The sequence below is a fragment of the Paraburkholderia largidicola genome (genome assembly GCF_013426895.1).
Classification (GTDB): Bacteria; Pseudomonadota; Gammaproteobacteria; order Burkholderiales; family Burkholderiaceae; genus Paraburkholderia; species Paraburkholderia largidicola.
Genome location: NZ_AP023176.1, coordinates 1,985,481 through 2,007,652 on the forward strand (window position 1 = coordinate 1,985,481; position 22,172 = coordinate 2,007,652).

Here is a 22,172-nt window from a genome sequence, read left to right on the forward strand (position 1 = left end):
ACATGAAAACGACGACATATGACTACGTGATCGTGGGCGGCGGCTCGGCCGGTTGTGTACTGGCCAATCGCCTGAGCGCCGATCCCTCGATCAAGGTCCTGCTGCTCGAAGCCGGCGGTTCCGATCGCCATCCGTTCTTCTCGATGCCTGCCGGCTTCGCGAAGATGACGCGCGGCATCGGTTCGTGGGGCTGGTTCACCGTGCCGCAGAAGCATCTGAACAATCGCGTGCTGCGCTTCACGCAAGCGAAGGTGATCGGCGGCGGTTCGTCGATCAACGCGCAGATCTATACGCGCGGAGTCCCTGCCGATTACGACGATTGGGAACAGAAAGCGGGCGCGACGGGTTGGTCTTATCGCGATGTGCTGCCGTACTTCAAGAAGTCCGAAAACAACCAGCGCTTTGCGAACGAGTATCACAGTTATGGCGGCCCGCTCGGCGTATCGAATCCGATTAGCCCCTTGCCGATCTGCGAGGCGTTCTTTCAGGCTGGACAGGAACTCGGTATTCCGTTCAATCCGGACTTCAATGGCGCGAGCCAGGAAGGGCTGGGCTATTACCAACTCACGCAACTGGATGCACGGCGTTCATCGACGGCAGCGGGCTTTATCCGACCGGTGCTCGGACGTGCGAATCTGACGGTCTCGATGCAGGCGCGAACGCTGCGTGTGATCGTCGAGGGAAACCGCGCGACAGGCGTCGAATACGTGACAGGCGATAGCCGCGATCCGCAGATCGTGCGCGCATCGCGTGAAGTGATCGTGTCGTCGGGTGCGATCGGGTCGCCGAAGCTGTTGATGCAATCGGGCATCGGTCCCGCCGATCATCTGGCGTCCGTTGGCATCAAACCTGTCCACGATCTTCGCGGCGTCGGGTCCAATCTGCAGGATCATCTCGACCTCTTCGTCATCGCCGAATGCACGGGCGATCACACCTACGACAAGTACAACAAGCTGCACAACGCCGCGTGGGCCGGTTTGCAATACCTATTGCTGAAGAAAGGCCCGGTTGCATCGAGTCTCTTTGAAACGGGTGGCTTCTGGTATGCGGATCGCGACGCGCGGGACCGCTCGCCCGATATCCAGTTTCATCTCGGCCTCGGGTCCGGTATCGAAGCGGGCATGGCGAAGCTGAACAATGCGGGCGTTACGCTGAACACCGCGTATCTTCGCCCGCGCTCGCGCGGCACGGTGCGCCTTGCCAGCGCGAACCCCGCTGCCGCACCGCTGCTCGATCCGAACTACTGGGCCGATCCATACGATCGCGACATGGCGATCAAGGGCTTGCGGCTCGCGCGCGACATCCTGCGCGCCCCAGCGATGAAGCGTTATGTGCAAAGCGAAGTTCTGCCGGGAGCGCGCGTGAATACCGATCAGGAACTGTTCGACTATGCATGCGCGAATGCAAAAACGGACCACCACCCCGTCGGCACCTGCCGCATGGGACGGCCCGACGATCCCGACAGCGTCGTCACACCCGACTTGCGTCTTATCGGACTGGATGGCCTGAGAGTCGTCGACGCGTCCGTCATGCCCTATCTGCCTTCGTGCAACACGAATGCACCGACGATCATGGTCGCCGAAAAAGCCGCCGACATGATCATTCAATCCCAGACATCGAGAGGTTTCCGTGAACATCAATCTGCCAACGCCGGAAGGTTCAACCAGCCCGTACACGATGCAGCACCGGGAAGACCAGGTTCCGCCGTCCACCGCGCCGACGTTTAACCGCGTCGCGTATGCGGCGGCGCATGTCGTCGTCGATCCATCGCGTGCGTACGAGCCTTGGGGCGATACGCCGCCCGTCGACTGGGACGCAACGCTTGCATTTCGCAGCTACCTGTATGGCCTGGGATTCAAGGTGGCCGAAGCGATGGATACCGCGCAACGCGGCATGGGCATCGGCTGGCCAACCGCCGCTGAACTGATCCGACGCAGCATCGCGCACGCGCGCAGCATCCCCGGCGCGGACCTGGCGTGCGGCGCGGGCACCGATCATCTCGACGGCACGCGCAGCCATACGCTTGCCGACATTGTCGGCGCCTACAAGGACCAGTTCGAAGTAATCGAATCAGCGGGCGGCCGGCCGATCATGATGGCGAGCCGCGCTTTGTGCGCAGCAGCGCAGTCCGCCGACGACTACAAGCACGTCTACGATGCCGTGATCTCCGCGTCACGCAACAAGGTCGTATTGCATTGGCTCGGCGACGCGTTCGATGCTTCGCTCTCCGGCTACTGGGGTAGCCGCGACGTCGCGACAGCGATGGCGACTGTGCTCGACATCATCCGGCTTCATCGGGACAAGATCGAAGGCATCAAGATCTCGCTGCTCAACGCGGAATATGAGCGTCAGCTCAGATCGCGGCTGCCCGAGAGCGTCGTGATGTTCACCGGTGACGACTACAATTACGGCGAACTCATCGCGGGCGACAGCACCGGCCATTCGCATGCGCTACTCGGCATCTTCGACCCGATCGCGCCTGTCGCATCGCGCGCATTGGTGAAGCTCGCGGCTGGCGAGACCGATGCATATCGCCAGATCATCGATCCCACGGTTGCGCTATCGCGCGAACTCTTCGTTGCGCCCACGCAGTATTACAAGGCTGGCGTCGTTTTTCTCGCATGGCTCAACGGACATCAACGGCACTTCTCGATGGCAGGCGGCATGCAGTCGGCGCGATCTGTCGCGCACTACGCGGAGGTGTTCAGGAAGGCGGACGTCGCGGGCGTATTGACTCGCCCCGAACTGGCTCGCCGTCGCATGAGCGAGTATCTGAGTCTCGCTGCGGGTATCGATAACTGAAAACCGGTTCGCGCATCGCGAGCCCGATTGGAGACGAAGCATGACAACACAGGCAACCTCCGCAGTTTCAGCGTCGTCGGTGAGCGATGCCGATGCGAATGTGACAGGCAAGGATCTTCGACGCGTCATCGCGGCAAGCGTCGCCGGCAGCGCAATGGAGTGGTACGACTTCAGCATCTACGGGACCGCTTCAGCGCTCATCTTTTCGGATTTGTTCTTTCCGGGACTCGACAAGGCCGCAGGACTGCTCGCGATCTTCGGCGCGTACGCCGCGGGGTTCTTCGCGCGGCCGTTTGGCGGGCTGTTCTTCGGCTGGCTCGGCGACAAATATGGTCGCAAGAGCGTGCTGGTTGCGACCGTGCTGCTGATGGGCGGCTCGACCTTCTGCATCGGCCTGTTGCCAACGTGGCACCAGGTCGGCGTGTGGGCGGCCGCATTGCTCGTGGCATTGCGTCTGCTCCAGGGTTTCGGCGCGGGCGCGGAACAGGCGGGCGCTTCGTTGATCGTGTCGGAGTTCGCGCCACCCGCCCGGCGTGGCTTCTATGCGGCACTGCCTTTTGCTGGCTGCATCATCGGCATTCTGCTCGCGAACGGCATCTTCACGCTCGTCCAGCGGCTGCCGAAGGACGAATTTCTCAGCTATGGCTGGCGGGTGCCGTTTCTGTTCAGCGTGTTCGTCATCGTTGCCGGTATCGTGATCCGGATGCGCGTGAAGGAAAGTCCTGTGTTCGAAGAGATCAGGAAGTCGGGGCATGCGAGCAAACAGCCGGTGCGCGATCTAATGTCGGAGGCACGCGGCACGCTGCTGGTCGCGTTCTGCCTGCGCGTCGGCGAAAACGGCTCTTCGTACCTGTATCAGGTATTCGCGCTCAGCTATCTGACCAAGGTGCTGCTGGTCGACAAGTCGGTTGGTACGATCGGTCTCACGATCGCTGCAGCGCTCGCGGTGTTCACCATTCCGATGATGGGCTGGCTGTCCGATCGCTTCGGCCGGCGGCTGATGTATCGGCTCGTTGCGCTGTTCACCTGCCTTTGGGCATTTCCTGCCTTCTGGCTGTTCACCACGAAGGACCCCGTGCTGATCGTGATCAGCATGGCTGTCGCGATCGGTGTCGGCGTGTTCGGGATGTATGGGATTCAGGGCGCGTATTTTCCTGAACTGTTCAATGCGCGCTATCGATACACGGGCATCGCGGTCAGCAAGGAGTTCGCTGCCGTCGCGTCCGGAGGCATCGCGCCCTTTATAGCGGCTGCGTTGCTCGCGTGGGCACAAGGTGCGTACTGGCCGATTTCTACCTACATCGCTGTGTTAGCAGGTATCAGCTTCATCGCAACACTTTTTGCACCGGAGACTCAGGGGATCAGTCTTCGACAATAGTTCGCGAACGTCGAACGGCCGGTTACCGTTTCGCAGGAGACGCTCGTTGAAGTTCAGGGAGTGTCTCCTTGTGGCCGGAACGACTCATTCAACAACTGGCAGAAGTGCAAGCCGCTGTCACAGGCTAGGAACGTAAGCAGACTAACCTGACTCTGAACGGTATGCAAAGTCATACAATACGAGGCTTTGGGTACTGGTCGCTGCTAGTGCGGCGAAGAACAGTCCTTTTATGGTTTGTGCTGCAGGCGGCGACGAGGCCTGTGCTACATGGCTTCAAAGCGGCGATGCAGGTCCTGACAGACTCCAGTCGTTTGCCGGCTCGTACGCAACCTGACCGAAATACACCATCCGCCAATTCTGCAATTTGGAAAAATCTTTCGCGAAACCCGCGACGGAATCGTGGACCAGATAGTCGAAGAAGTCGAGCAAACGGTCGCGCTGTTCCGCCTCGCCGACAATCAGCGAGACATCCTCATATGCCCTTGCAAGCGTCTCTTCCCGCAAGCTGAGTTTGCCGCCGTCGAGCCGTTTGGTCTCGGCGGAAGCAGTCGCCTCATTCACAGCGTTGCCATCCGCCGTGATAATGGCGAGTTCCTTCCTGACGTTCGGCACGAGGTCGTTATTGTGGGTCTCGGTCAGTACCTGTTCGGCTGCCGCAACCCGCGCCTGGGCTTTCTCGTCGTTCGTGAGCTTCGACAGATAGCTGCGCGCGATATACATCTGAAAGAGATGATCCGACGTCGCTTTCTCAACGGGGCCGCTTGCCTTCGCGCGGCTCATGTACGAGTCGAAGAGCGCGGCTGTCTTTGACGAAACGGCGAACGCCCCCTTGATACCCGGACCCAGAATGTCAAGCGCGGACAGCGGTACGCCCGCCGCTCTTGCCGCGCGATACATATGAAGCAGCGGCACCTGGCTGAGTTTGTCTTCGTCCTTCAAGGCGCGCGTCTGCTCGCCCGGCGCGTATCCGCCGCCGACGTCCGAATGCACACCCGGATAGATGACTTCGTGAACATTGGCCGGATAGTGCTTTCCGTCACGCACGGAATCGAGCGGAAACGAGTCTCTGACTTCATGTGCGGCGATGTAGTGAACGCACTGCTCCACCATCGCCGGTATGCGCAGATCCTTCGCCCACTCGTAGTGGCCGTCCTTGCTCGTGACGGACAATCCGATACCTGCCAACGGCGAAATGACATAGGTGCCAATCCTGACAAGAGGACTGTGATCATACGTTTTGGCGCTTGCGGGCACGCCGGCCGAAGCGACGGTGTCGAACAGTCCCATGAAATAGAGGCGAATGGGATGCCCTTGATACGTCCAGCCGCCGGCACCCTGGCGACAGTCTTTCGCAATTCGAATCGCGAAAGCCCGTGCAAGTGCCGCACCGCGCGAAAAGCCGAACAGCGCCAGATTGATCATTCGTATCGGCTGTGACGGATTCTTTGCGCGTGCTTTGGCTTTCGCCACCAGTTTGTCGAAATCAGCGCGAGCTTTCACGAGCCGCGCGTCGCCGCCCGACGCCACGCCAAGCCCCATCGTGCTGTAGTCATGCTCGCCGATTTCCGGATACGGCGTACCGAGTCCGGGAACATAGATGGCGTACTTGCCCAACTCGTCATCGCTTTCCGGATGTGTCAGGAAGAGCCGCGCGACGTTGCTGTGCTTGAGTTTCGGTGTGTCGTTGAAGCGGTTGTTGCCCGTTCCATCAAAGAACACCGAGACCCATACCGTCTGGGAACAGTCAGGCGTTCCGGGCTTTTTCGACGGGTCAAGGCAAGCGATTGCGGCCGCCCGTTGCCTGCGCTCTTCGAGCGACAACGGGCGTAATCCTGCCAATGGCGGAAGCTGGGTATCGTCGAGCATGTCTACCCCGTCAGCGAACGTAAGGCAAACGGCGTTCGAGCTTCAAACGCGGCGGCGAAGGGCCGTCGTCCCCTGAAATCGCGCCTTCGATATGTCCATCCGGATAGAAGTGCACTTCGAGATATGCAGGCTTCTCCGGAATAGGCCCTTTGACTTCGACGTGCGCCTTCAGATGATCTTTGTCGGCGGGTTCGACAATTTTGTCCGACGGATAGGCCACGAGTGCTTCGCGCATGTAGTCGACGTCGATCGTAAACGGCGTTTTCGTCGAACGATCGAGCAGCACACAGCAGGCGTATTTGCCGCCACCCGATGTCTTTGTACTCAAAAAGACGTTGCCACCCGATATGCCGTTGACCGCGAAGTCCAGCAATGCCCGATCCGTGTAGTCGTAACCGACCAGTTCGAGCTGATACGGCTCTTTCGTGCAACCCGTCAAACTTGAAGATCCCACCATACCGACTCCGACAAGAATTCCGACCTTGAGCAGATTTCTCAAACGCATCACTCGAGTTTGTCCTCACAAAATGCGATCAGCGCGCAACGTGCACGGTCGGCGAGCAGCAAAGAACTGTTCCTTTCCTGATCGCTCGCCCCATTCAGCGCGTCGGCTACAAGGTCGTAGCGCATCGATTCATCGATCATTGCCAGCAAATCGTCGTCCGTCTGCGCCAACATATATAAGATTGAATCGACGATCCCCGCGTCGGTAAAGACGCTTACCTGTCGATCGTTCAACTTCAGTGGCGCGAGATACGGCGCGTCAGCCTGAAACTCGCGGATCACTTTCTGAAGCGAACCCTTGCGATCCAGATACCACCATTCGTCCAACATCGCGAGATACGACTTCAATTGGTATTCCGTCAATGCTTTTACCAATACGGGAATCACGCGTGTGTCGAACAGTTTGACCTGCCATTCAGTTCCGTCGTCGCATCTGGCATCCAGTCTAATCCGGATCGCGTCGGTCAGGCGTTGAAGCGAAAGCGGTGACACGATGAACGATAACCCGCGTGGATCCTCGACACATTTCTCGCAAAGCAGGCGCACTACATCGGACTGCGGCGAGTGGATTGCGATGACAAATGGCCCGAATTGCCGTGCGCCGATGTCATCCGGCGCGTCGAACACCAGCTCGATGTTCGGGGTCGCCGGAAAATCGAGCGCTTTCCCCGATAACACAGAGAAAAGCGTTGGATAGGCGACGCCATATACCAAGGCATAAAGCGCCCGTCCAGCGGCGTGTGCATGGAATCCGGCGATTTCCTGCTCCAGCGCTCCGGGCGCCATAGACTCGTTGACGGACACGTTTGAACTCATTTCGTACCCAGCAGCGCGCCCTGCGAGTATTCAGCGAGCAGGCAAGGAATGCAGATGGATTTCGGCATCGACGGCAGCGGATACACATCGCCCGTCGGCCCCGCAAACGAATGTTGACTTCCCTTGATGTCAATCTTCCCTGGCGCGTGAATCTCGATGTTTCCGCCTTTGATCCGAAGGTACGCGCCCCCCGACGTGAGCAGGATCTCCTGCTTCGCCGCCGCTTCGATGTTTTCCGTCGCGGACTGTACCTTGAAGGTCTTCTGCGCGGTCAATTCGATGTTATCGGCATGGGCCTGAATCTCGAGTTTGCCCTTGGCCGCGAAGAGTTTCATCCCTGCGTTCTGGACAAACAGGCTGAGCTTCTCCCCCACGCTTGCGATCAGCGACTTACCCGCTGCGATATGCGTGCTTTGCCCACTGACCAGAGTGATCTGCTGTGCCGCCGACACATGCGTCGAATCGTGCGTCGACATGCCGATACCTGCCGGACTCGCGAGCGCGATTACGGGTTGCGCGAACGCATTCGCACTGCCCGTGCCGCCGCCCGCTGTTCGACCACCCGAGGCTGAACCCTCGACGCTGTCTTGCATCGCATCGGCAAACGACTTCAACGCGTTGGAACCGCCCTTGAGGTTCTCCGCTTGATGCATCTCGCCAGCCGCGGACATCGCATCGATCACACCCTGTGAATTCGCGATTTGCTGCCGCGTCTCGCTCACATCCAGTTGCTGGCTGCCCACGCTCTTCGCGTACGTCGTCATGAGGAGACCTTCGGCAGCCCGTACCGCGCCGTAGTTGTCTGTGGCGAGATCGAAACCGCTGCCGAGATACGCACCGCGCGTGTTGCCATTCTGCGCGACCAGATAGCCCAGGTGCAGACCTGAATTTGCCGTCGTACTGTAGAGGTGCAAGCGGTTTTGGCCCGTCGCGTCGTCCATCACCATCTGGTTGTATCCACTACCTCCGAATTCCTTCGAACGATAGCCAGACAGCAAACCATTCGAATGCCACTGCGGTTTCGCCGCGTCGTTGTAGACCCTTGCCACCACAATCGGACGATCACAATCGCCATCGACGTAATCCACCAGGACTTCCTCGCCAACGCGCGGCAGATGCACGCCACCATAACCACCGCCGGCATCCGACTGCACGACGCGCAACCAGCACGACGCCCGTTCATCACCGCTATTGAGCCGGTCCCAGATGAAGCGCACCTTGATGCGATTCAGTTCGTCGGTATAGACCTCTTCGTTCTGCGGGCCGACGACTATCGCCGATTCGAGTTGCACATCCGGCTTCGCGTGCTCGAACGGACTGCGATAGGGCACCGTCGTCCGCTGCGCTTCGATATCGACGCGATAGAAGCCTTCCGCTCCGTCTCCGATCAGCGTGCTCGGCGCAGATGCACCTTCATGTCGCGCGCGCACTGCCGCCACAGTTGCCTGAAGGCTATGCGGAAAGACGGGCGCATCGTTGCTGACAGGCAGATTGTTCTCGATTGTCCAGACGGTTTCAATCACGGCGAATTCCCGCTGATCGGCCGCATCGCGATCGTGATCGGGATGGCCGCTCAATGTGAAGCGCTGTCCGGCATCGATACCGCGCATACCGCCGACACCATGGAAGCGCTTCGCTCGCGACTCCCACTCTTCCATACGGATGCGCGAAAGCTGATCGCCGCGATCCTGCTCGCCGTAGGTATAAGCACCGGTATATTCGTACACCTCTGCCTGCGCCGGCAATGCGCCCTGTGACGGCATCGTCGGCGTGCTGGTGCCCTTCGGGTTATAGATACCGGCGGGGTTTTTATAGTCGAACGTACGCGTCGTCAGCAGCGCGCTTTGCAACGTGCGCGTGCCCGACCATTGCGTGAGCGCATCCGTCTCGCTGTTCGCTCCAGCACGGTAGAAGCTCACCGTTTTCGGCGACGTGGGCTTGAATGACGACAGATTGTCGGCGATCACCAGCGTATGTGACTTGCCGTCCTCTGCCTGCTGCCAGAAACCATAAAGACCTTCCGATTCCAGCAATCGATGCACGAAGTTCCAGTCGTATTCGTCCTGCCGGCAATACGAACGCGTAGGCAACTGCCGGGAGAGTGCAAACTGAAATCGTCCTTGAGCCTGAGGATGAGCATTGAAAACATCACTGACGATTTCTTCGACGCTCACGTCCTGCCAGATACGCTGATCGCGCCTGAACTTGAGGAAGTGCATCCACGACGCAAAGCCGATCTGATAGCTCGTTAGCGTGCTATCCGAACCGAGCCGGCGTGCGGTATGGACAAAGCCGTTATGCGGCAAATAGGACTTATCGGACTGCTGGATCCAGAGCGTAACGGGCTGCGCGATCAGTTTCTTGAGTTCGATGTTCGACGACATCGAAACGACGTCCAGCGTGAACTCGAAGTGTCGCCCGACGCGCGAGTTGCCGACCACTCGTTGCGGCACGAGTACATCGCTGCCGAGCAGTGTATCCAGTTTCAGCAGCCGGTCGCCCTGTGCAAGACGACCTGTGATGGCTGCGATAACGTCCTGCGCCCCCATAACCCCTCTTTTTATCCGTTACTATTTAGCCCGCGCGATTCTACAAGAATAAAACGAATAAACCATTGGCCAGATTTTAAAAAATCATTAGTTTGGAATCGAGAAAGGTTAAATATGCGTCGGGCATTTTAAATGACGCGAAAATTCTACTTATGATTCGTATATCCGGTAATGCATACCGGGTGCTTTCGCGTAGGGTCGGCGGCTAACGGATGCATTGCGGCGAATCAAGCCGCCCGCACACCGTAAGCGCTCGTAGCCGAATCGATCTGCTGCGACTCGGTCATGACGGGATACAACCGGTAGCTCGGCGCGACGCTGACAGAACCGCTTCGTCGAACATCACGAGACTTCCTTCGGTAAAGACGAATGGAGGTATTGTCAGCGATTCATGTCATCGCATCGAATGGCTCCTATTGGCCGATTCCGCCTGAATCAGTTGGGCAGCAGTGCAGGTCAAGCAACCGTCTCAAAACGTCCGCCACGCCAAATTACCCATGAATTCATACGGCTGCTCCGTAGCGCCCGCGTCCAGGACTACCGGCCATCCGACGCGCGGGTGGTATGTATAGCTGGGCAAGACGAAGTACCGACCAAGCCTCACGTCGACAACTGTCGTCAATCGTTCGAATCTCCGCTCCATCCAACTGAACGCTAAAAAGTTCGAGCACGCTGACATCGAGAATATGCGACCCTACGCGAAGCCTGGCAATCGCCGGTCGCCCAGACCGAGCATATGATACGAATCTCCATTCGGCGGCTCCGCTTCATACCGCAGGACGATCTCGTAACTGCAAACCGGAGGGATCAAAACATAGTCACCCATCCCGCCCAGTGGATCATCAGTTCGTCTCGCGCAAATTGAATCAGGTGCGGTGCCCTACAGGTTGCTCACAACGATCTACAAGTCGTTTGTGGAAACTGTCGACGGTTCTAATCCCAATCTCGAACGACCGGTTAAAGGCCGCTCATCGCCGCCCCCCAACCCGAAGAAGCGCCCCTCCGACAAGACATCCACCGCCTCTCCACCGACCAGCAAAAACCTATCCAAAAACCCGCGCCCATACCGCCCGAATTCGCCGCGCACGGTCTGCAAGGAGATATGAAGCCGCCAGCGCAAGCAGACCCGAAACGACGCCCGTCGCGACATGTTCGACAATGGGAAACCGGTAGTGACTCGTATGCGAGAACGCATCGCCTATCGCCGTCAGACAGCCGACGATCAGCGCATTGCCATATCGATGCGAATAGAGTTTCGCAGCTGGCGTGAAAGTCAACAGTACCGCGAGGACTCCCGTGAGCAGCCCTGTCTGGATCGCAATCGTCCAGTGCACGAGGCTCAGGATATTGCCCCAGCTCCCCGGCATGCAGGTCATGCACGCACTGGTGGGTTGCCAGAAACGCTGGGCAAACAGGCGCATCCTGCGTTTCCACTCACTTGACATGATGCGCTCCCGTCGCTGCGTCACGTACGACGCCATTCCTTGCTTCGTCCAGATGCGCCCGTTCAAACGCCCCAATAGCATTAGACCCAAAGAGCAGCGTATCCACGGTGCAATAATACCTCTGCGACGGGATCGACACCCCATTCATGTCGTGTCGTGAACGAGCGCCCAGGTGGGTTTGACACCTTGCATGCGCGGCATTCGCCAGATCGATAAGATGACGCGTCAACACGATTCTCACTCGCTAGCCTCTAGAGGAGGATGAGTGATGAGCAACGAGTCCGTACCGGGCGACCCTACGCCGCCCCCTCAGCCCGCAGAAGGGGACACCCGCAGCGACGACGACACGCTGACCAACGCGCCCTTCGTGCGCAGTCATCCACGCCTGCAGCAACTGTTTCCCGTCCTTACCGAAGCGGAACTCAGCAGAGTGCGGCGCTTTGGCAGGGTATCGCGCTACCCCAAAGGCGCAATGCTCTATCGCGTGGGAGAGCGCACCCCGGGCATGTTCGTGCTGCTGTCGGGCAAGATCCGGGCAGTCGCCCGCGATGGCCTCGGTCGTGAGCAGATCATCCACACGTTCACCCAGCGCGGCGAATTCACCTCTGACGTAAACCAGTTCTCGAACAAGCCTTCGTTCGTGGATTCCTGCGTCATCGAAGACGTCGAAGCAGTGCTGGTCCGGCCCGACGACCTCAGTCCGCTACTGACGGGTGAAGCCGAACTCGGCGAAAAGATCATGCGCGCGCTGATTCTCAGGCGCTTCGTTGCAATGGAGCGCGTGAACGGCGCCGTTCTGGTCGGCGTGACCGGTAATCCGCGGCTGCTCGCGCTGCAAAACTTCCTGCGCCGCAACACCTATCCGAACGTCACACTCGATGCTGAACAGGACGCCGGTTCCGTCGCGCTACTCGAAGGACTGACACCCCGGCCGGATGACTTTCCGCTCGTCATCTGTCCAAACGGCACGGTGCTGCGCAACCCCGATGAAGGGCAGCTTGCGTCGTGTCTCGGACTGATTCCCGACTTCGACCCCGCCCATGTCTACGATGTGGCGATCGTCGGCGCGGGTCCCGCCGGACTTGCGGCAGCCGTCTACGCGGCATCCGAGGGAATGTCGGTCGCGGTGCTCGACTGTCGCGCGCCCGGTGGCCAGGCCGGTGCGAGCGCGCGCATCGAGAACTTTTTCGGTTTCCCTACAGGCATCACGGGGCACGCGCTCGCGGACCGCGCGTTCGTTCAGGCGCAGAAGTTCGGTGCGCACATCGGCATCCCGTGCGAGGTCAAGGCGCTGTATTGCGACAGGCAACCACCCGTCGTCGAGCTTACCGATGGCCATCGAATCACCGCGCGCACCGTGGTCATCGCGACGGGCGCCGAGTACCGTCGACCCGTCGTCGAGGATCTCGAGCGTTTCGAGGGCCGAGGCGTCTACTACTGGGCGACGCCGATCGAAGCGAAGCTATGTCGCAACGAACCGGTGATGTTGATCGGGGGCGGCAATTCGGCGGGACAGGCAGTCGTGTTTCTCGCGTCGCATGCCGAGCATGTGCACGTGTTCATTCGAGGCGCAAAGCTCGAGGACAGCATGTCGCACTACCTGGTCGAGCGCGTCACGTCGCTGCCGAACGTGACGGTTCATACGCGGGTCGAGCTGACCGCGCTCGAAGGAACAGGGCGGCTTGAACGGGTGCACTATCGCGGCGCCGGTGGAATCGAGGGGAGTATGACCATCCATCACCTGTTCGTGTTCATCGGCGCGGACCCCAACACCCGCTGGCTCAACACGTGCGGCATCTCGCTCGACAGCAAAGGCTTCGTGCAGACGGGCATTGACCCTCCCGACGCGAACATGCTGTCGATATCGCTGCAGACGAGCGTCGAAGGTGTGTTCGCAATTGGCGATGTCCGCTCGGGGTCGACCAAGCGTGTCGCTTCGGCAGTAGGCGAAGGCGCGGGTGTGGTCGCGCAGATTCAGGTCTTTCTGTCTCGCGCTTATTGAGCGAGCTGACTGAGCGAGCTTGCAGGACGCGCTGCGATTCGACCGGATCAGTTTCTACCGGCTTCGTCTGTTCTCCTCCAGCATCCGTCATCATCCTTATGCTCGCCTCGTCCCGACCGGAAGGCGATCCCCGCGAAACGGGCCGGACTGGGCGTGGAGTCCTCGATGATCTGAGACGGCGCCACATTGCCCCTTGCTCCCGGCGCGAACGCGAGAATGCGCAGGTTCTGCCCGGCAATGAAGAGCCGCCCGTCTTCGGAGACGGCAATCTTGTTACCCGGCAGCGGCAAGCGTTCGCCGATGATTCCCGTGGCCGGACCGCTGATAGTCCGTAGCGGGCGCACGTTGCCACTCGCCTTGGCGGCGAAAACGCTCACCTGGGTCTGGCTCGCATCGGCAGTCGTGTTGTAGACGAATAATTCGTCCGTACGGGGATCGACAGCGATGGACGTGGCGATCTGCGAGAAAAAAACGTCGCGGCCCGGAAACAGGCCGGTTTTGGGACCTGTGAGGCTGCGCAGAAGCGGTGGCGCGCTCACGCTTCGGCTCGTGCCGAACGTGTCGATGATCGCCGCTCCCTGTATGTCATAACCGGCGATCAGCAGATTGTCGTCGCCGTCGATCGCGATGCTCTGGTACTGGGTGATGTTCGGATCGGTAATGCGCACGGGATTGGGTATCGGCCCCGAGCTATTGACGGGAAGGACCATCACGCCCGCAGTCGAGGGACGAACGCTCAGGACGAAGTCGTTGAGGCGAGAGTCCACCGCAATGCCGGGCAGGTCATTTGTCATGGGCAACGTGATTGAGCGGCCCGGCGCCTGATTGCCCTCGGCCTTGCGCGGAAAGATGTCGACGGCGTCATTGCCAAACTGCGCAACGTGAAAGGCGTCCTTCCTGTCGATCACTATCGCCCCGGCCGACATCAGGGTGGTGAGCGGCCCCTGCAGCACCTGGCAGGGTTCGGTCGCTCCGTTGGCGCGCGCGGAGTAACCGCGAATCTGGTCACTGAACGTGACAAAGACGGCGTCGTGAGAGCAGACGGCGTGCGCCAGCTGGACTCCGAAAAACATACTGACGGCGGCGACACATAGCGCGGGTTTCATGACATGCCTCCTTGGTCACAATTGAGCGAATGCGCCGATTAAGCATAGACGCCCGCTGGAGACCAAACGACGCGCCGCCAATTGCAACCTGTGTTTTGGCGGACGATGCAAGAGCATGCCGAACGCTGTCGAACGCCGCGCTGCTCAAGCGCGCCGCCGTCCCTGGATGAAATCGCGAAGCAATCGCGTACGCGACATCGGCCAGCCTCATGCCGGGCGAAGCCTGCGCGCAAACGGTGGGCCGCACTGGCGGTCTGAGTCATGCCTGAAAAGCATGCCGTACAGCCTACAAAGTCTTTTCCCTCGGAGTTAGAGGCGCCTACATTACGTTGCAGGACGGCGTTGACACAAACTCAGACGAACGGGCCAGTCGCAGCACTCCACAGATAGCCCATACGTTTCAGCGATATCGCGTCGCATACAACTCGCAACGGATTCATCAAAGGACGACTGCCATGACCCGCCATACTCACCAGACCGCGCCGACCCAGTTCGTCGAGGCCAACGGTATCCGCTTCGCGTATCGCCGCTTCGGCAAGACGAACGGCGTACCGCTCGTGATGAATATTCACTTCACGGGCACGATGGACCATTGGGACCCCGCCGTCACCGACGGTCTCGCGCAACACCGCGAAGTGATCCTGTTCAACAACGCCGGGATTTCCAGCAGCTCGGGCACGGTGCCGGAGTCGATCGAAGAAATGGCCGCCAATGCCGCTGCGTTCATCGAAGCGCTTGCGCTAAAGCAGGTCGACGTGCTCGGCTTTTCGATGGGCGGCCTGATCGCGCAGGAACTCGCGATCACGAAGCCGCGCCTGGTGCGCAAGGTGATCCTCGTCGGCACCGGCCCGCGCAGCGGCGAAGGCATGGCGTCGCTGACGCCTGAAGCGCAGGAGATCTTCGGTGCATCGTATGCGCATCCCGATGACCTGTGGCTGCGCGTGCACTTCGCACCGTCCGAAGCGAGCCAGGCCGCAGGCCGTGGCTTCGTCGAGCGCTTCCGTCTGCGCACCGGGCACCGCGACCCCGAAGCCAACGACAAGGTCGCGCCCGCCCAACTCGCCGCGCTCGCGAAATGGGGCGCGCCGCGCGAGAACCCGTACGACTATCTCGACGCGCTCAGGCAGCCGACGCTCGTCATCAACGGCGACAACGACGTGATCATCTATTCGATCAACTCGTGGATCCTGCAGCAGCACATTCCGAACGCACAACTGATCCTCTATCCGGACGCCAATCACGGCTCGCTGTACCAGTACCCGCAGCGCTTCGTCGCGCATGTCGATCAGTTTCTCTCGGAAGCCGACGTATCCAACGCGTAAACGCACGCTCATCACATTCAACGGAATCTCATCATGAACAACCTGACAGGCAAGACCGCGCTCGTAACGGGCGCATCCCGCGGCATCGGCCGCGCCACCGCCATCGCGCTCGCACGAGCAGGCGCGCGCGTGCTGGTCCACTACAGCAGCGCAGCGCAAGCCGCCGACGCCGTCGTCGACGCGATCCGCGCGGCAGGCGGACAGGCCGACAAGGTCGCCGCCGATCTGCGCGACGCAAACGGGCCGCACGAACTTGCAAAGCGCGTGCGCTCGCTGACGGGCGATCGTCTCGACATCCTCGTCGCGAACGCAGGCATCTCGAAGGCCGCGCCGATCGAAGACACGACCGTCGAAGATTTCGACGACCTGTTCGCCGTCAATGTGCGCGCTCCGTTCTTCCTCGTGCAGCAGTTGCTGCCCGTGCTCGGTGAAGGCAGCAGCGTCGTGTTGCTGTCGTCGCTTGCGGCGCGCGCGTCCGTCAACAATCTCTCCGCGTATGCAGCCACCAAGGGCGCTGTCGACACGCTCGTGCGTCACTTCGCGTCCGCGCTCGGCGAACGGGGCATCCGCGTCAACGCGATTGCGCCGGGCGTCGTCGAAACGGACATGTCGAACTTCGCGAAGACGGACGCCGGCCGCGACTTCACGCTAGGCATGCAGGCGCTCAAACGCGTCGCGCAGCCCGACGATATCGCGGGCGCCGCCGTGTTCCTCGCCTCCGACGACGCGCGCTGGATCACAGGCGACACGTTGCGCGTCGACGGCGGATCGAAGCTCTGATCGATCCTTGCGCGGCGTACGTCATGATCCCGACGAACGCCGCGCCGCCGAGCGATACTGCTTCACGATCCTGACGAAATTCGTCACGGCCGGCGATCTTTCGCGCTGCCGATGGATCAGCGCACTACCCGTCGCGAGCGGCTTGCCATGCAGCTCATGGTATGAGACGCCTCCGACCTGCACCTGCCGCATCGACGACGGCACCACCGCGACACCGAAACCCGCCGATACCAGATTCGCCGCCGACGAAATCTGCGGCGACGCCATGCTGATCGACGGCGCAAAACCCGCTGCGTGACAGGCGCCGATAATCGAATCGTAAATTGCAAAGTATCGCGAAGCGGCAAGCTGAAGCCGCCTGATTCGGGGACATAAGACTACTCACCGTTCTCGTTTCGCGAAGTGTGAATTGACCTACCGAGGGATTCTGCCCAGTTCAATGTGTGACTACACTCGGCAACGATCAGTCGCCTTTTGCAAGCGTCGACGATAGATCGTGATACCGGATGCGGAGCGACATGCACCGCCTTTTCTTTTCCGCGCCAGTCTCTTTGAACATGGACAGACTTCAGGCAATGACGACGTTCGTGAGCGTCGTCGAAACAGAAGGCTTCGCTTCTGCGGCACGCAAGCTCAAAACCTCGCCATCCGTCATCAGTCGCCTGATCAACGAACTCGAGGCGCATCTCGGCGTGCGTCTGTTGAACCGCACAACCCGCATCGTCAGAATGACCGATGCCGGCGAAAAATTTTTCGAAGATTGCCGTAACATCCTTGCAAAAGTGGAGGCAGCAGAGCAGGCCGCGGTCGGCGCACACAGCACACCGCGTGGCCAGCTGACAGTGACGGCACCCGTAGTGTTCGGAAAGAACTATGTCACGCCCATCGTTCAGGAGTATTTGTCGCGCTACCCGGCCGTGACCGTGAGTTGCTGGTTTCTGGACCGAACGGTAAATCTCGTCGACGAAGGTGTCGATGTTGCGATTCGCATCGGGGAACTGCCCAATTCCTCACTGCAAGCTGTCGCGATCGGCAAGGTGCGTAGCGTGCTCTGCGCCTCTCCCGCCTATCTGGATGCACACGGCGAGCCGCGACACCCCGGTGACCTCACGTCTCACGTCGCCATCCAGTCGACGCCTTCGACGTCATCCCCTGAGTGGCGCTTTCGCGTGGACGGGAAGCCTGTCGTCGTGCCGATCCAGCCACGCCTGATCACCACGATAAACGACTCCGCGATGACGGCCGCCATGTCGGGACTCGGCATCGTGTGCCTGCTGTCTTGTCAGATTTCTTCCGAACTGGCAGAAGGCCGGCTTCGGATCGTGCTGCCAGAGTATGAGCTTGCGACACTACCCGTGCACGTGTTGCACCGCGAGGGCCGACATGCCAACCGGAAAGTGCGCGCATTTCTCGACCTCGCCATCGAAACATTCCGGGCGAAGGCTTCCCTGTGGCGCGCATAGTTGACCACTGTCGCGGCGTCGTGTTTCTACTCGTACAAACTGAGGTTCGATTGAACCGCGCAGGAAGCGCGCGGTATCGCCGCTTGCCTGCCTCAATCAGCGCGTTGGCGCTCTGAATTCAGAAAGTCCGCGGCAGAGACGACTTTCGCGTATCCGAAACTCAAGGCCGCCATAAACGCCGCGTGTACCTGCAATGACGGCACATTGACTCCGTTGAACTCGAGGGCGTGCGTGGCGCAGGCATCGTGAATCACCGTCGTGCTGTAGCCGAAGTCCACTGCAGCACGGGTCACTGCATCGATACACATGTGGCTCATGTTTCCCACTACCACCACCGTTTCGATACCTCGAGCATCGAGAATCTTCTTCAGGTCGGTCCCACGGAATGGATTCATATGGTGTTTGACGATCACGAGTTCGCCGGGCAGATTGACAGCCTTCGGATGAAGCTGAGCGCCGTCGGTGTCCGGCACGAAGAACGCCGCATCTTTTGACAGCGTTTCATGGCGGATATGCACGACCAGATCGCCGTTCTTCCTTGCGGCGTCGATGACGTTGCGTGCGTTATCCGCGGCAGCGTCGACGCCATCCAATATCCACTTCCCTCCCGCAAAGTAATCGTTCTGAATATCGACCACTATCAGTGCCTGTTTCGTCATGTTTCCTGTACCTCGAACGGTGAACAAAGATTCGGCTCCATTGGGGACCGAATTCGTATCAGCAGCGCACGTAGCCCCCGACCAGATGGAAGGCGGCCGCGACGCAACGGTCTGGATACTGCCCGATCCATCGGACACGCGGAATGACCCGAATGAAGAATGCACCGTTCGCGTAACAAGATGAGTGGATCGGTGTTGTCGAAAACGCCTGCAACCTTTCGTCAGTGAATTGCCTTGGCCACCAGCCCATGTCGGCGTTCTCGTTACGCGAATGGTCTTTTCTGGTCCAACCCGTTTCTGGAATCCTGGTGATCGCCCATACTCGGCGCCATCAATCACGAACCACGTGATGCCGACTATCACCAGTGAGATTTCCATGACTACTGCAGCGACCATCAACGGTACCGAGATCGACTTTTACTACTGGCCCACGCCAAACGGCCAGAAAGTTGCCATCTTCCTCGAAGAAACAGGTTTGACTTACCAGGTACACCCCATCGATCTCGGCAAAGGCGTGCAGCTAACCGCCGACTTCGAAAAGATTTCGCCAAACAACCGGATGCCGGCCATTGTGGACCGCCAACTCGGCGCATCGGTATTCGAATCCGGTGCGATCCTGTTGCATCTCGCGGAAAAGACGGGGCAGTTCATTCCTTCCACCCCGAGTGGTCGCATTGACGTCATGCAATGGTTGTTCTGGCAAGTGGGCGGTCTCGGGCCGATTCTGGGTCAAACGGTTTTCTTCCGTACGTACGCATCAGAACAATTGCCTCTGGCGATCGAACGGTTCACCAAAGAGGCGACGCGGCTCTACGGCGTTCTGAACAAGCGACTCGCCGACCGTGAATACATTGCGGGCGAATACTCGATTGCCGATATGGCGGTTTATCCATGGGTAGCGCAGCATGCCGCGCAGGGCATCGCGATGGATCGCTTTCCACATGTCGCACGTTGGCTCGAGCACGTCGCCGAACGACCTGCCGTCAAACGCGCATATGCACTGGGTGAAGCCGTACGCCCCGCGCAACTGACGGATGAACATCGCAAGCAGTTGTACGCCCAACAGTAGCCGACCGCCTGATCAACTAAAGACGAGACGGATAACACACCCGTCCGGATCTTTCTATCAATGATCCATTTCGCAATACTTATCTTATTCAACTTGAATTCAAAGGAACTGAGAATGTTTTTCACGAAGAACGTCAAACACATCACGATCGCCGCCGCGATTTTGGCCTCGATCCCTGCACTCGCCGCTGCGACCGGAGGAAACGCCGACCTCTACGCAGACAGCTCCAAGGTCGTGCCCGTTACTGAACTGAAGTTCTATCAGGACAAGGAAGGTCTGACGGTTGCCAACGGTTGGGGCGATCCGGCAAACGGCGCGCACAGCAATTACATCAAGATGCCGGGTGGCACAGCGAGTGGCGTGCACACGCACACTTCCTCCTACTATGGCGTCGTCATAGCTGGCGTCGTAGCCAACGAACCTCCGGGTTCAAAGCAGGATCATCCACTGCCGGCAGGCTCGTACTGGTACCAGAAGGGCGGCGAGCAGCACGTCACGAAGTGCATTTCGCAGACTGAATGCATCTTCTTCGTGACATCGAAGGGCGCATTCGATTATCTGCCGGCCAGGTGATGTTCCTGCTCTCAAGGCGCTCGATCCATCGGGCGCGATCGTAGGTGCGGCGCTCGGTCACGGGTTTGGCTGGACGTGGGTCGCATGCCTGACAGGCATGCCCTCCAGCCTGGAAAGTCTTTTTCAGCAGCACGCAAGAAGCCTAAAGTTGACTCCGTCATGCTCACCGAGCAGCGCGACACAAACGATGTGTCGCGGACCTATCTGACAGGAGCCTCAAATGAACCACCCCGTCGTTTTGATTACGGGTGCCCTGACGGGCATCGGTCGTGCAACCGCCTTTGCATTCGCTCGCGCAGGCGCACGCCTCGTCGTGTCGGGCCGTCGTGCCGCAGAAGGCGCGGCGCTCGAAGCCGAATTGCGCGAAGCGGGCGCGGAAGCCCACTTCGTCCAGGCCGATGTGCGCCACGATGAAGAAGTCCGCAATCTGGTCGATCAGACCGTCGCCCGATACGGCAAGCTGGACGTGGCCGTCAACAATGCTGGAACGGAGGGCCGGCCGGGGCCCGTGGTCGACCAGACTGCGGACAGTTACGCCGACACATTCGACACCAACGTCCTCGGCACGCTGCTGAGCCTCAAGCACGAGCTGCGCGTGATGACGGCTCAGCGGGCGGGCAGCATCGTCAACATCTCATCGACCTACGGTCACGAAGGCGCGGCGTTCGCGTCGGTGTATGCGGGAAGCAAACACGCGGTCGAGGGCATCACGAAGTCGGCCGCGCTCGAGGTCGCCTCGACGGGCGTTCGCGTCAATGCCGTCGCGCCAGGTCCGACCGACACGGGCATGCTCGACCGCTTCACCAGCACAGCGGAAAACAAGGCTGCGCTCGCCGCAAAGGTGCCGCTCGCGCGCATCGGCAAACCCGATGACATCGCCGCAGCCGTCCTCTACCTCGCTGCCGATGGCGCCGCGTTCGTCACCGGTCAGATCCTTACCGTCGACGGCGGCAAAACAGCAGGTTGAGTTTGCGCGAAGGCGCTCGCCCTCAGATTAAAACCTTCGAGGGCGAGCCAGAACTTTTTATCGAACTGGATCAGAACATGAATACCGACCTCACGCTTTACGAATCCAAAGCTTCTCCTAATTCTCGCCGCGTGCGTATTTTTCTTGCCGAGAAGGGCATCGAGATCCCGACTCAAGCCGTGGACCTTGGCGCAAAAGAGCAATTCTCCGAAGCGTATGTAGCGATCAATCCGCGTCGCCAGGTTCCTGCGCTTGCCCTGCACGACGGCACGACGATTGGCGAAGTCCCGGCAATCTGGCGCTATGTCGAAGAAGCGTATCCTTCGAAGCCCGCCTTGCTGGGTACCACACCACAACAGAAAGCGCTGATTGCAATGTGGGAACGACGCGCCGAACTCGACGGATTTGCGGCGGTGATGGAAGGTGTGCGCAATGCTGTAGCCGGCCTGAAAGGTCGCGCGTTGTCAGGTCCGCATGCTTACGAACAGATTCCCGAGATCGTCGAACGCAGCAAGCTGCGCGTGGCCAACTTCTTTGCCGACTTCAATGATCGCCTCAAGCAAGTGCCGTTCGTCGCGGGTGACGCATTTTCAGCGGCCGACATCACGACGCTGGTGACGATAGACTTTGCGGCAGCTGGCATGAAGATGACCATTCCAGCGGAATTCGACGCGTTGCAGACGTGGTACGACAAGGTTTCGACACGCCCTGCTTCGAAGGCGTAGAGAACTTTTTTGAATTGAGGTAGCGGTGTCTGGCCTTCCAGGCACCGCATAGAAAGATCGCACGCATTCACAAAACAATAGCGCGTGCCCATTCCCAGGTACTATAACGTCGCCGATTAATTTCAAAGCACCCGATCCCGCACAAC

19 protein-coding genes are annotated in these 22,172 nt (G+C 59.7%); 11 read left to right on the top strand and 8 right to left on the bottom strand.

All coding sequences use genetic code 11. The features are described from left to right. The first annotated feature begins 2 nt into the window (after nucleotides 1-2). From PPGU16_RS37620 to PPGU16_RS37630, 3 genes are read left to right on the top strand one after another with little or no spacing between them, the layout of a single operon-like run. Nucleotides 3-1,727: a GMC family oxidoreductase gene (locus PPGU16_RS37620; RefSeq protein ID WP_180725884.1), complete on the top strand. Its 1,725-nt coding sequence runs from the start codon at nucleotides 3-5 to the stop codon at nucleotides 1,725-1,727. Next, nucleotides 1,678-2,802, top strand: a complete 1,125-nt coding sequence (locus tag PPGU16_RS37625) for a dihydrodipicolinate synthase family protein (protein ID WP_243460692.1) — start codon at nucleotides 1,678-1,680, stop codon at nucleotides 2,800-2,802. The genes PPGU16_RS37620 and PPGU16_RS37625 overlap by 50 nt, the downstream gene beginning before the upstream one ends. A gap of 40 nt (nucleotides 2,803-2,842) precedes the next feature. Next, on the top strand, nucleotides 2,843-4,180 hold the full coding sequence (locus tag PPGU16_RS37630) for an MFS transporter (RefSeq protein ID WP_180725886.1): 1,338 nt from the start codon (nucleotides 2,843-2,845) through the stop codon (nucleotides 4,178-4,180). Nucleotides 4,181-4,453: 273 nt separating this feature from the next. On the opposite strand, the gene PPGU16_RS37635 is transcribed toward PPGU16_RS37630, so the two are convergent. The 5 genes from PPGU16_RS37635 to PPGU16_RS37660 form a co-directional block, all read right to left on the bottom strand. After that, nucleotides 4,454-6,046, bottom strand: a complete 1,593-nt coding sequence (locus tag PPGU16_RS37635) for a T6SS phospholipase effector Tle1-like catalytic domain-containing protein (protein ID WP_243460693.1) — start codon at nucleotides 6,044-6,046, stop codon at nucleotides 4,454-4,456. A 10-nt stretch (nucleotides 6,047-6,056) separates the two neighbouring features. Then, nucleotides 6,057-6,503: a DUF3304 domain-containing protein gene (locus PPGU16_RS37645; RefSeq protein WP_180725887.1), complete on the bottom strand. Its 447-nt coding sequence runs from the start codon at nucleotides 6,501-6,503 to the stop codon at nucleotides 6,057-6,059. A gap of 47 nt (nucleotides 6,504-6,550) precedes the next feature. Continuing rightward, entirely contained in the window at nucleotides 6,551-7,354 is an 804-nt protein-coding gene (locus PPGU16_RS37650) for a DUF4123 domain-containing protein (protein ID WP_180725888.1), read from the bottom strand. Nucleotides 7,355-7,362: 8 nt separating this feature from the next. Beyond that, nucleotides 7,363-9,915 carry a type VI secretion system Vgr family protein gene (locus PPGU16_RS37655; protein ID WP_180725889.1) on the bottom strand — a complete coding sequence of 851 codons (2,553 nt, stop codon included), beginning with the start codon at nucleotides 9,913-9,915 and terminating at the stop codon, nucleotides 7,363-7,365. Between the two features lie 1,043 nt (nucleotides 9,916-10,958). Continuing rightward, nucleotides 10,959-11,360 (bottom strand): hypothetical protein, encoded by a 402-nt coding sequence (locus tag PPGU16_RS37660; RefSeq protein ID WP_180725890.1) that lies wholly within the window; start codon nucleotides 11,358-11,360, stop codon nucleotides 10,959-10,961. A 268-nt stretch (nucleotides 11,361-11,628) separates the two neighbouring features. Here PPGU16_RS37660 and PPGU16_RS37665 point away from each other — a divergent pair, with 268 nt between their 5' ends. Beyond that, a complete protein-coding gene (locus PPGU16_RS37665; RefSeq protein WP_180725891.1) occupies nucleotides 11,629-13,362 on the top strand; it encodes an FAD-dependent oxidoreductase in 1,734 nt (577 codons plus the stop codon). A 47-nt stretch (nucleotides 13,363-13,409) separates the two neighbouring features. Here the strand turns inward: PPGU16_RS37665 and PPGU16_RS37670 are convergent, their stop codons facing one another. After that, nucleotides 13,410-14,468 carry an NHL repeat-containing protein gene (locus tag PPGU16_RS37670; RefSeq protein WP_180725892.1) on the bottom strand — a complete coding sequence of 353 codons (1,059 nt, stop codon included), beginning with the start codon at nucleotides 14,466-14,468 and terminating at the stop codon, nucleotides 13,410-13,412. 455 nt (nucleotides 14,469-14,923) lie between these two features. On the opposite strand from PPGU16_RS37670, the gene PPGU16_RS37675 reads away from it, so the two are divergent. After that, nucleotides 14,924-15,790, top strand: coding sequence for an alpha/beta fold hydrolase (locus PPGU16_RS37675; RefSeq protein WP_180725893.1), 867 nt, complete (start codon nucleotides 14,924-14,926; stop codon nucleotides 15,788-15,790). 33 nt (nucleotides 15,791-15,823) lie between these two features. After that, a complete protein-coding gene (locus PPGU16_RS37680) occupies nucleotides 15,824-16,570 on the top strand; it encodes an SDR family NAD(P)-dependent oxidoreductase (protein ID WP_180725894.1) in 747 nt (248 codons plus the stop codon). 21 nt (nucleotides 16,571-16,591) lie between these two features. On the opposite strand, the gene PPGU16_RS37685 is transcribed toward PPGU16_RS37680, so the two are convergent. Beyond that, a complete protein-coding gene (locus PPGU16_RS37685) occupies nucleotides 16,592-16,933 on the bottom strand; it encodes a LysR substrate-binding domain-containing protein (protein ID WP_345961197.1) in 342 nt (113 codons plus the stop codon). Nucleotides 16,934-17,127: 194 nt separating this feature from the next. On the opposite strand from PPGU16_RS37685, the gene PPGU16_RS37690 reads away from it, so the two are divergent. Beyond that, nucleotides 17,128-18,033 (top strand): LysR family transcriptional regulator, encoded by a 906-nt coding sequence (locus PPGU16_RS37690; RefSeq protein WP_180727216.1) that lies wholly within the window; start codon nucleotides 17,128-17,130, stop codon nucleotides 18,031-18,033. Between the two features lie 92 nt (nucleotides 18,034-18,125). Here the strand turns inward: PPGU16_RS37690 and PPGU16_RS37695 are convergent, their stop codons facing one another. After that, nucleotides 18,126-18,692: a cysteine hydrolase family protein gene (locus PPGU16_RS37695; RefSeq protein WP_180725895.1), complete on the bottom strand. Its 567-nt coding sequence runs from the start codon at nucleotides 18,690-18,692 to the stop codon at nucleotides 18,126-18,128. A gap of 376 nt (nucleotides 18,693-19,068) precedes the next feature. Here PPGU16_RS37695 and PPGU16_RS37700 point away from each other — a divergent pair, with 376 nt between their 5' ends. The 4 genes from PPGU16_RS37700 to PPGU16_RS37715 all read left to right on the top strand — a co-directional run bounded on the left by PPGU16_RS37700 (nucleotide 19,069) and on the right by PPGU16_RS37715 (nucleotide 22,026). Further along, nucleotides 19,069-19,761 carry a glutathione S-transferase N-terminal domain-containing protein gene (locus PPGU16_RS37700; RefSeq protein ID WP_180727217.1) on the top strand — a complete coding sequence of 231 codons (693 nt, stop codon included), beginning with the start codon at nucleotides 19,069-19,071 and terminating at the stop codon, nucleotides 19,759-19,761. A 114-nt stretch (nucleotides 19,762-19,875) separates the two neighbouring features. Beyond that, nucleotides 19,876-20,334: a DUF4437 domain-containing protein gene (locus PPGU16_RS37705; protein ID WP_180725896.1), complete on the top strand. Its 459-nt coding sequence runs from the start codon at nucleotides 19,876-19,878 to the stop codon at nucleotides 20,332-20,334. A gap of 220 nt (nucleotides 20,335-20,554) precedes the next feature. After that, the gene (locus PPGU16_RS37710) at nucleotides 20,555-21,301 is read left to right on the top strand and encodes a glucose 1-dehydrogenase (RefSeq protein ID WP_180725897.1); all 747 of its coding nucleotides are present in this window, start codon (nucleotides 20,555-20,557) and stop codon (nucleotides 21,299-21,301) included. A 77-nt stretch (nucleotides 21,302-21,378) separates the two neighbouring features. After that, a complete protein-coding gene (locus PPGU16_RS37715) occupies nucleotides 21,379-22,026 on the top strand; it encodes a glutathione S-transferase family protein (RefSeq protein ID WP_180727218.1) in 648 nt (215 codons plus the stop codon). Nucleotides 22,027-22,172 lie beyond the last annotated feature (146 nt).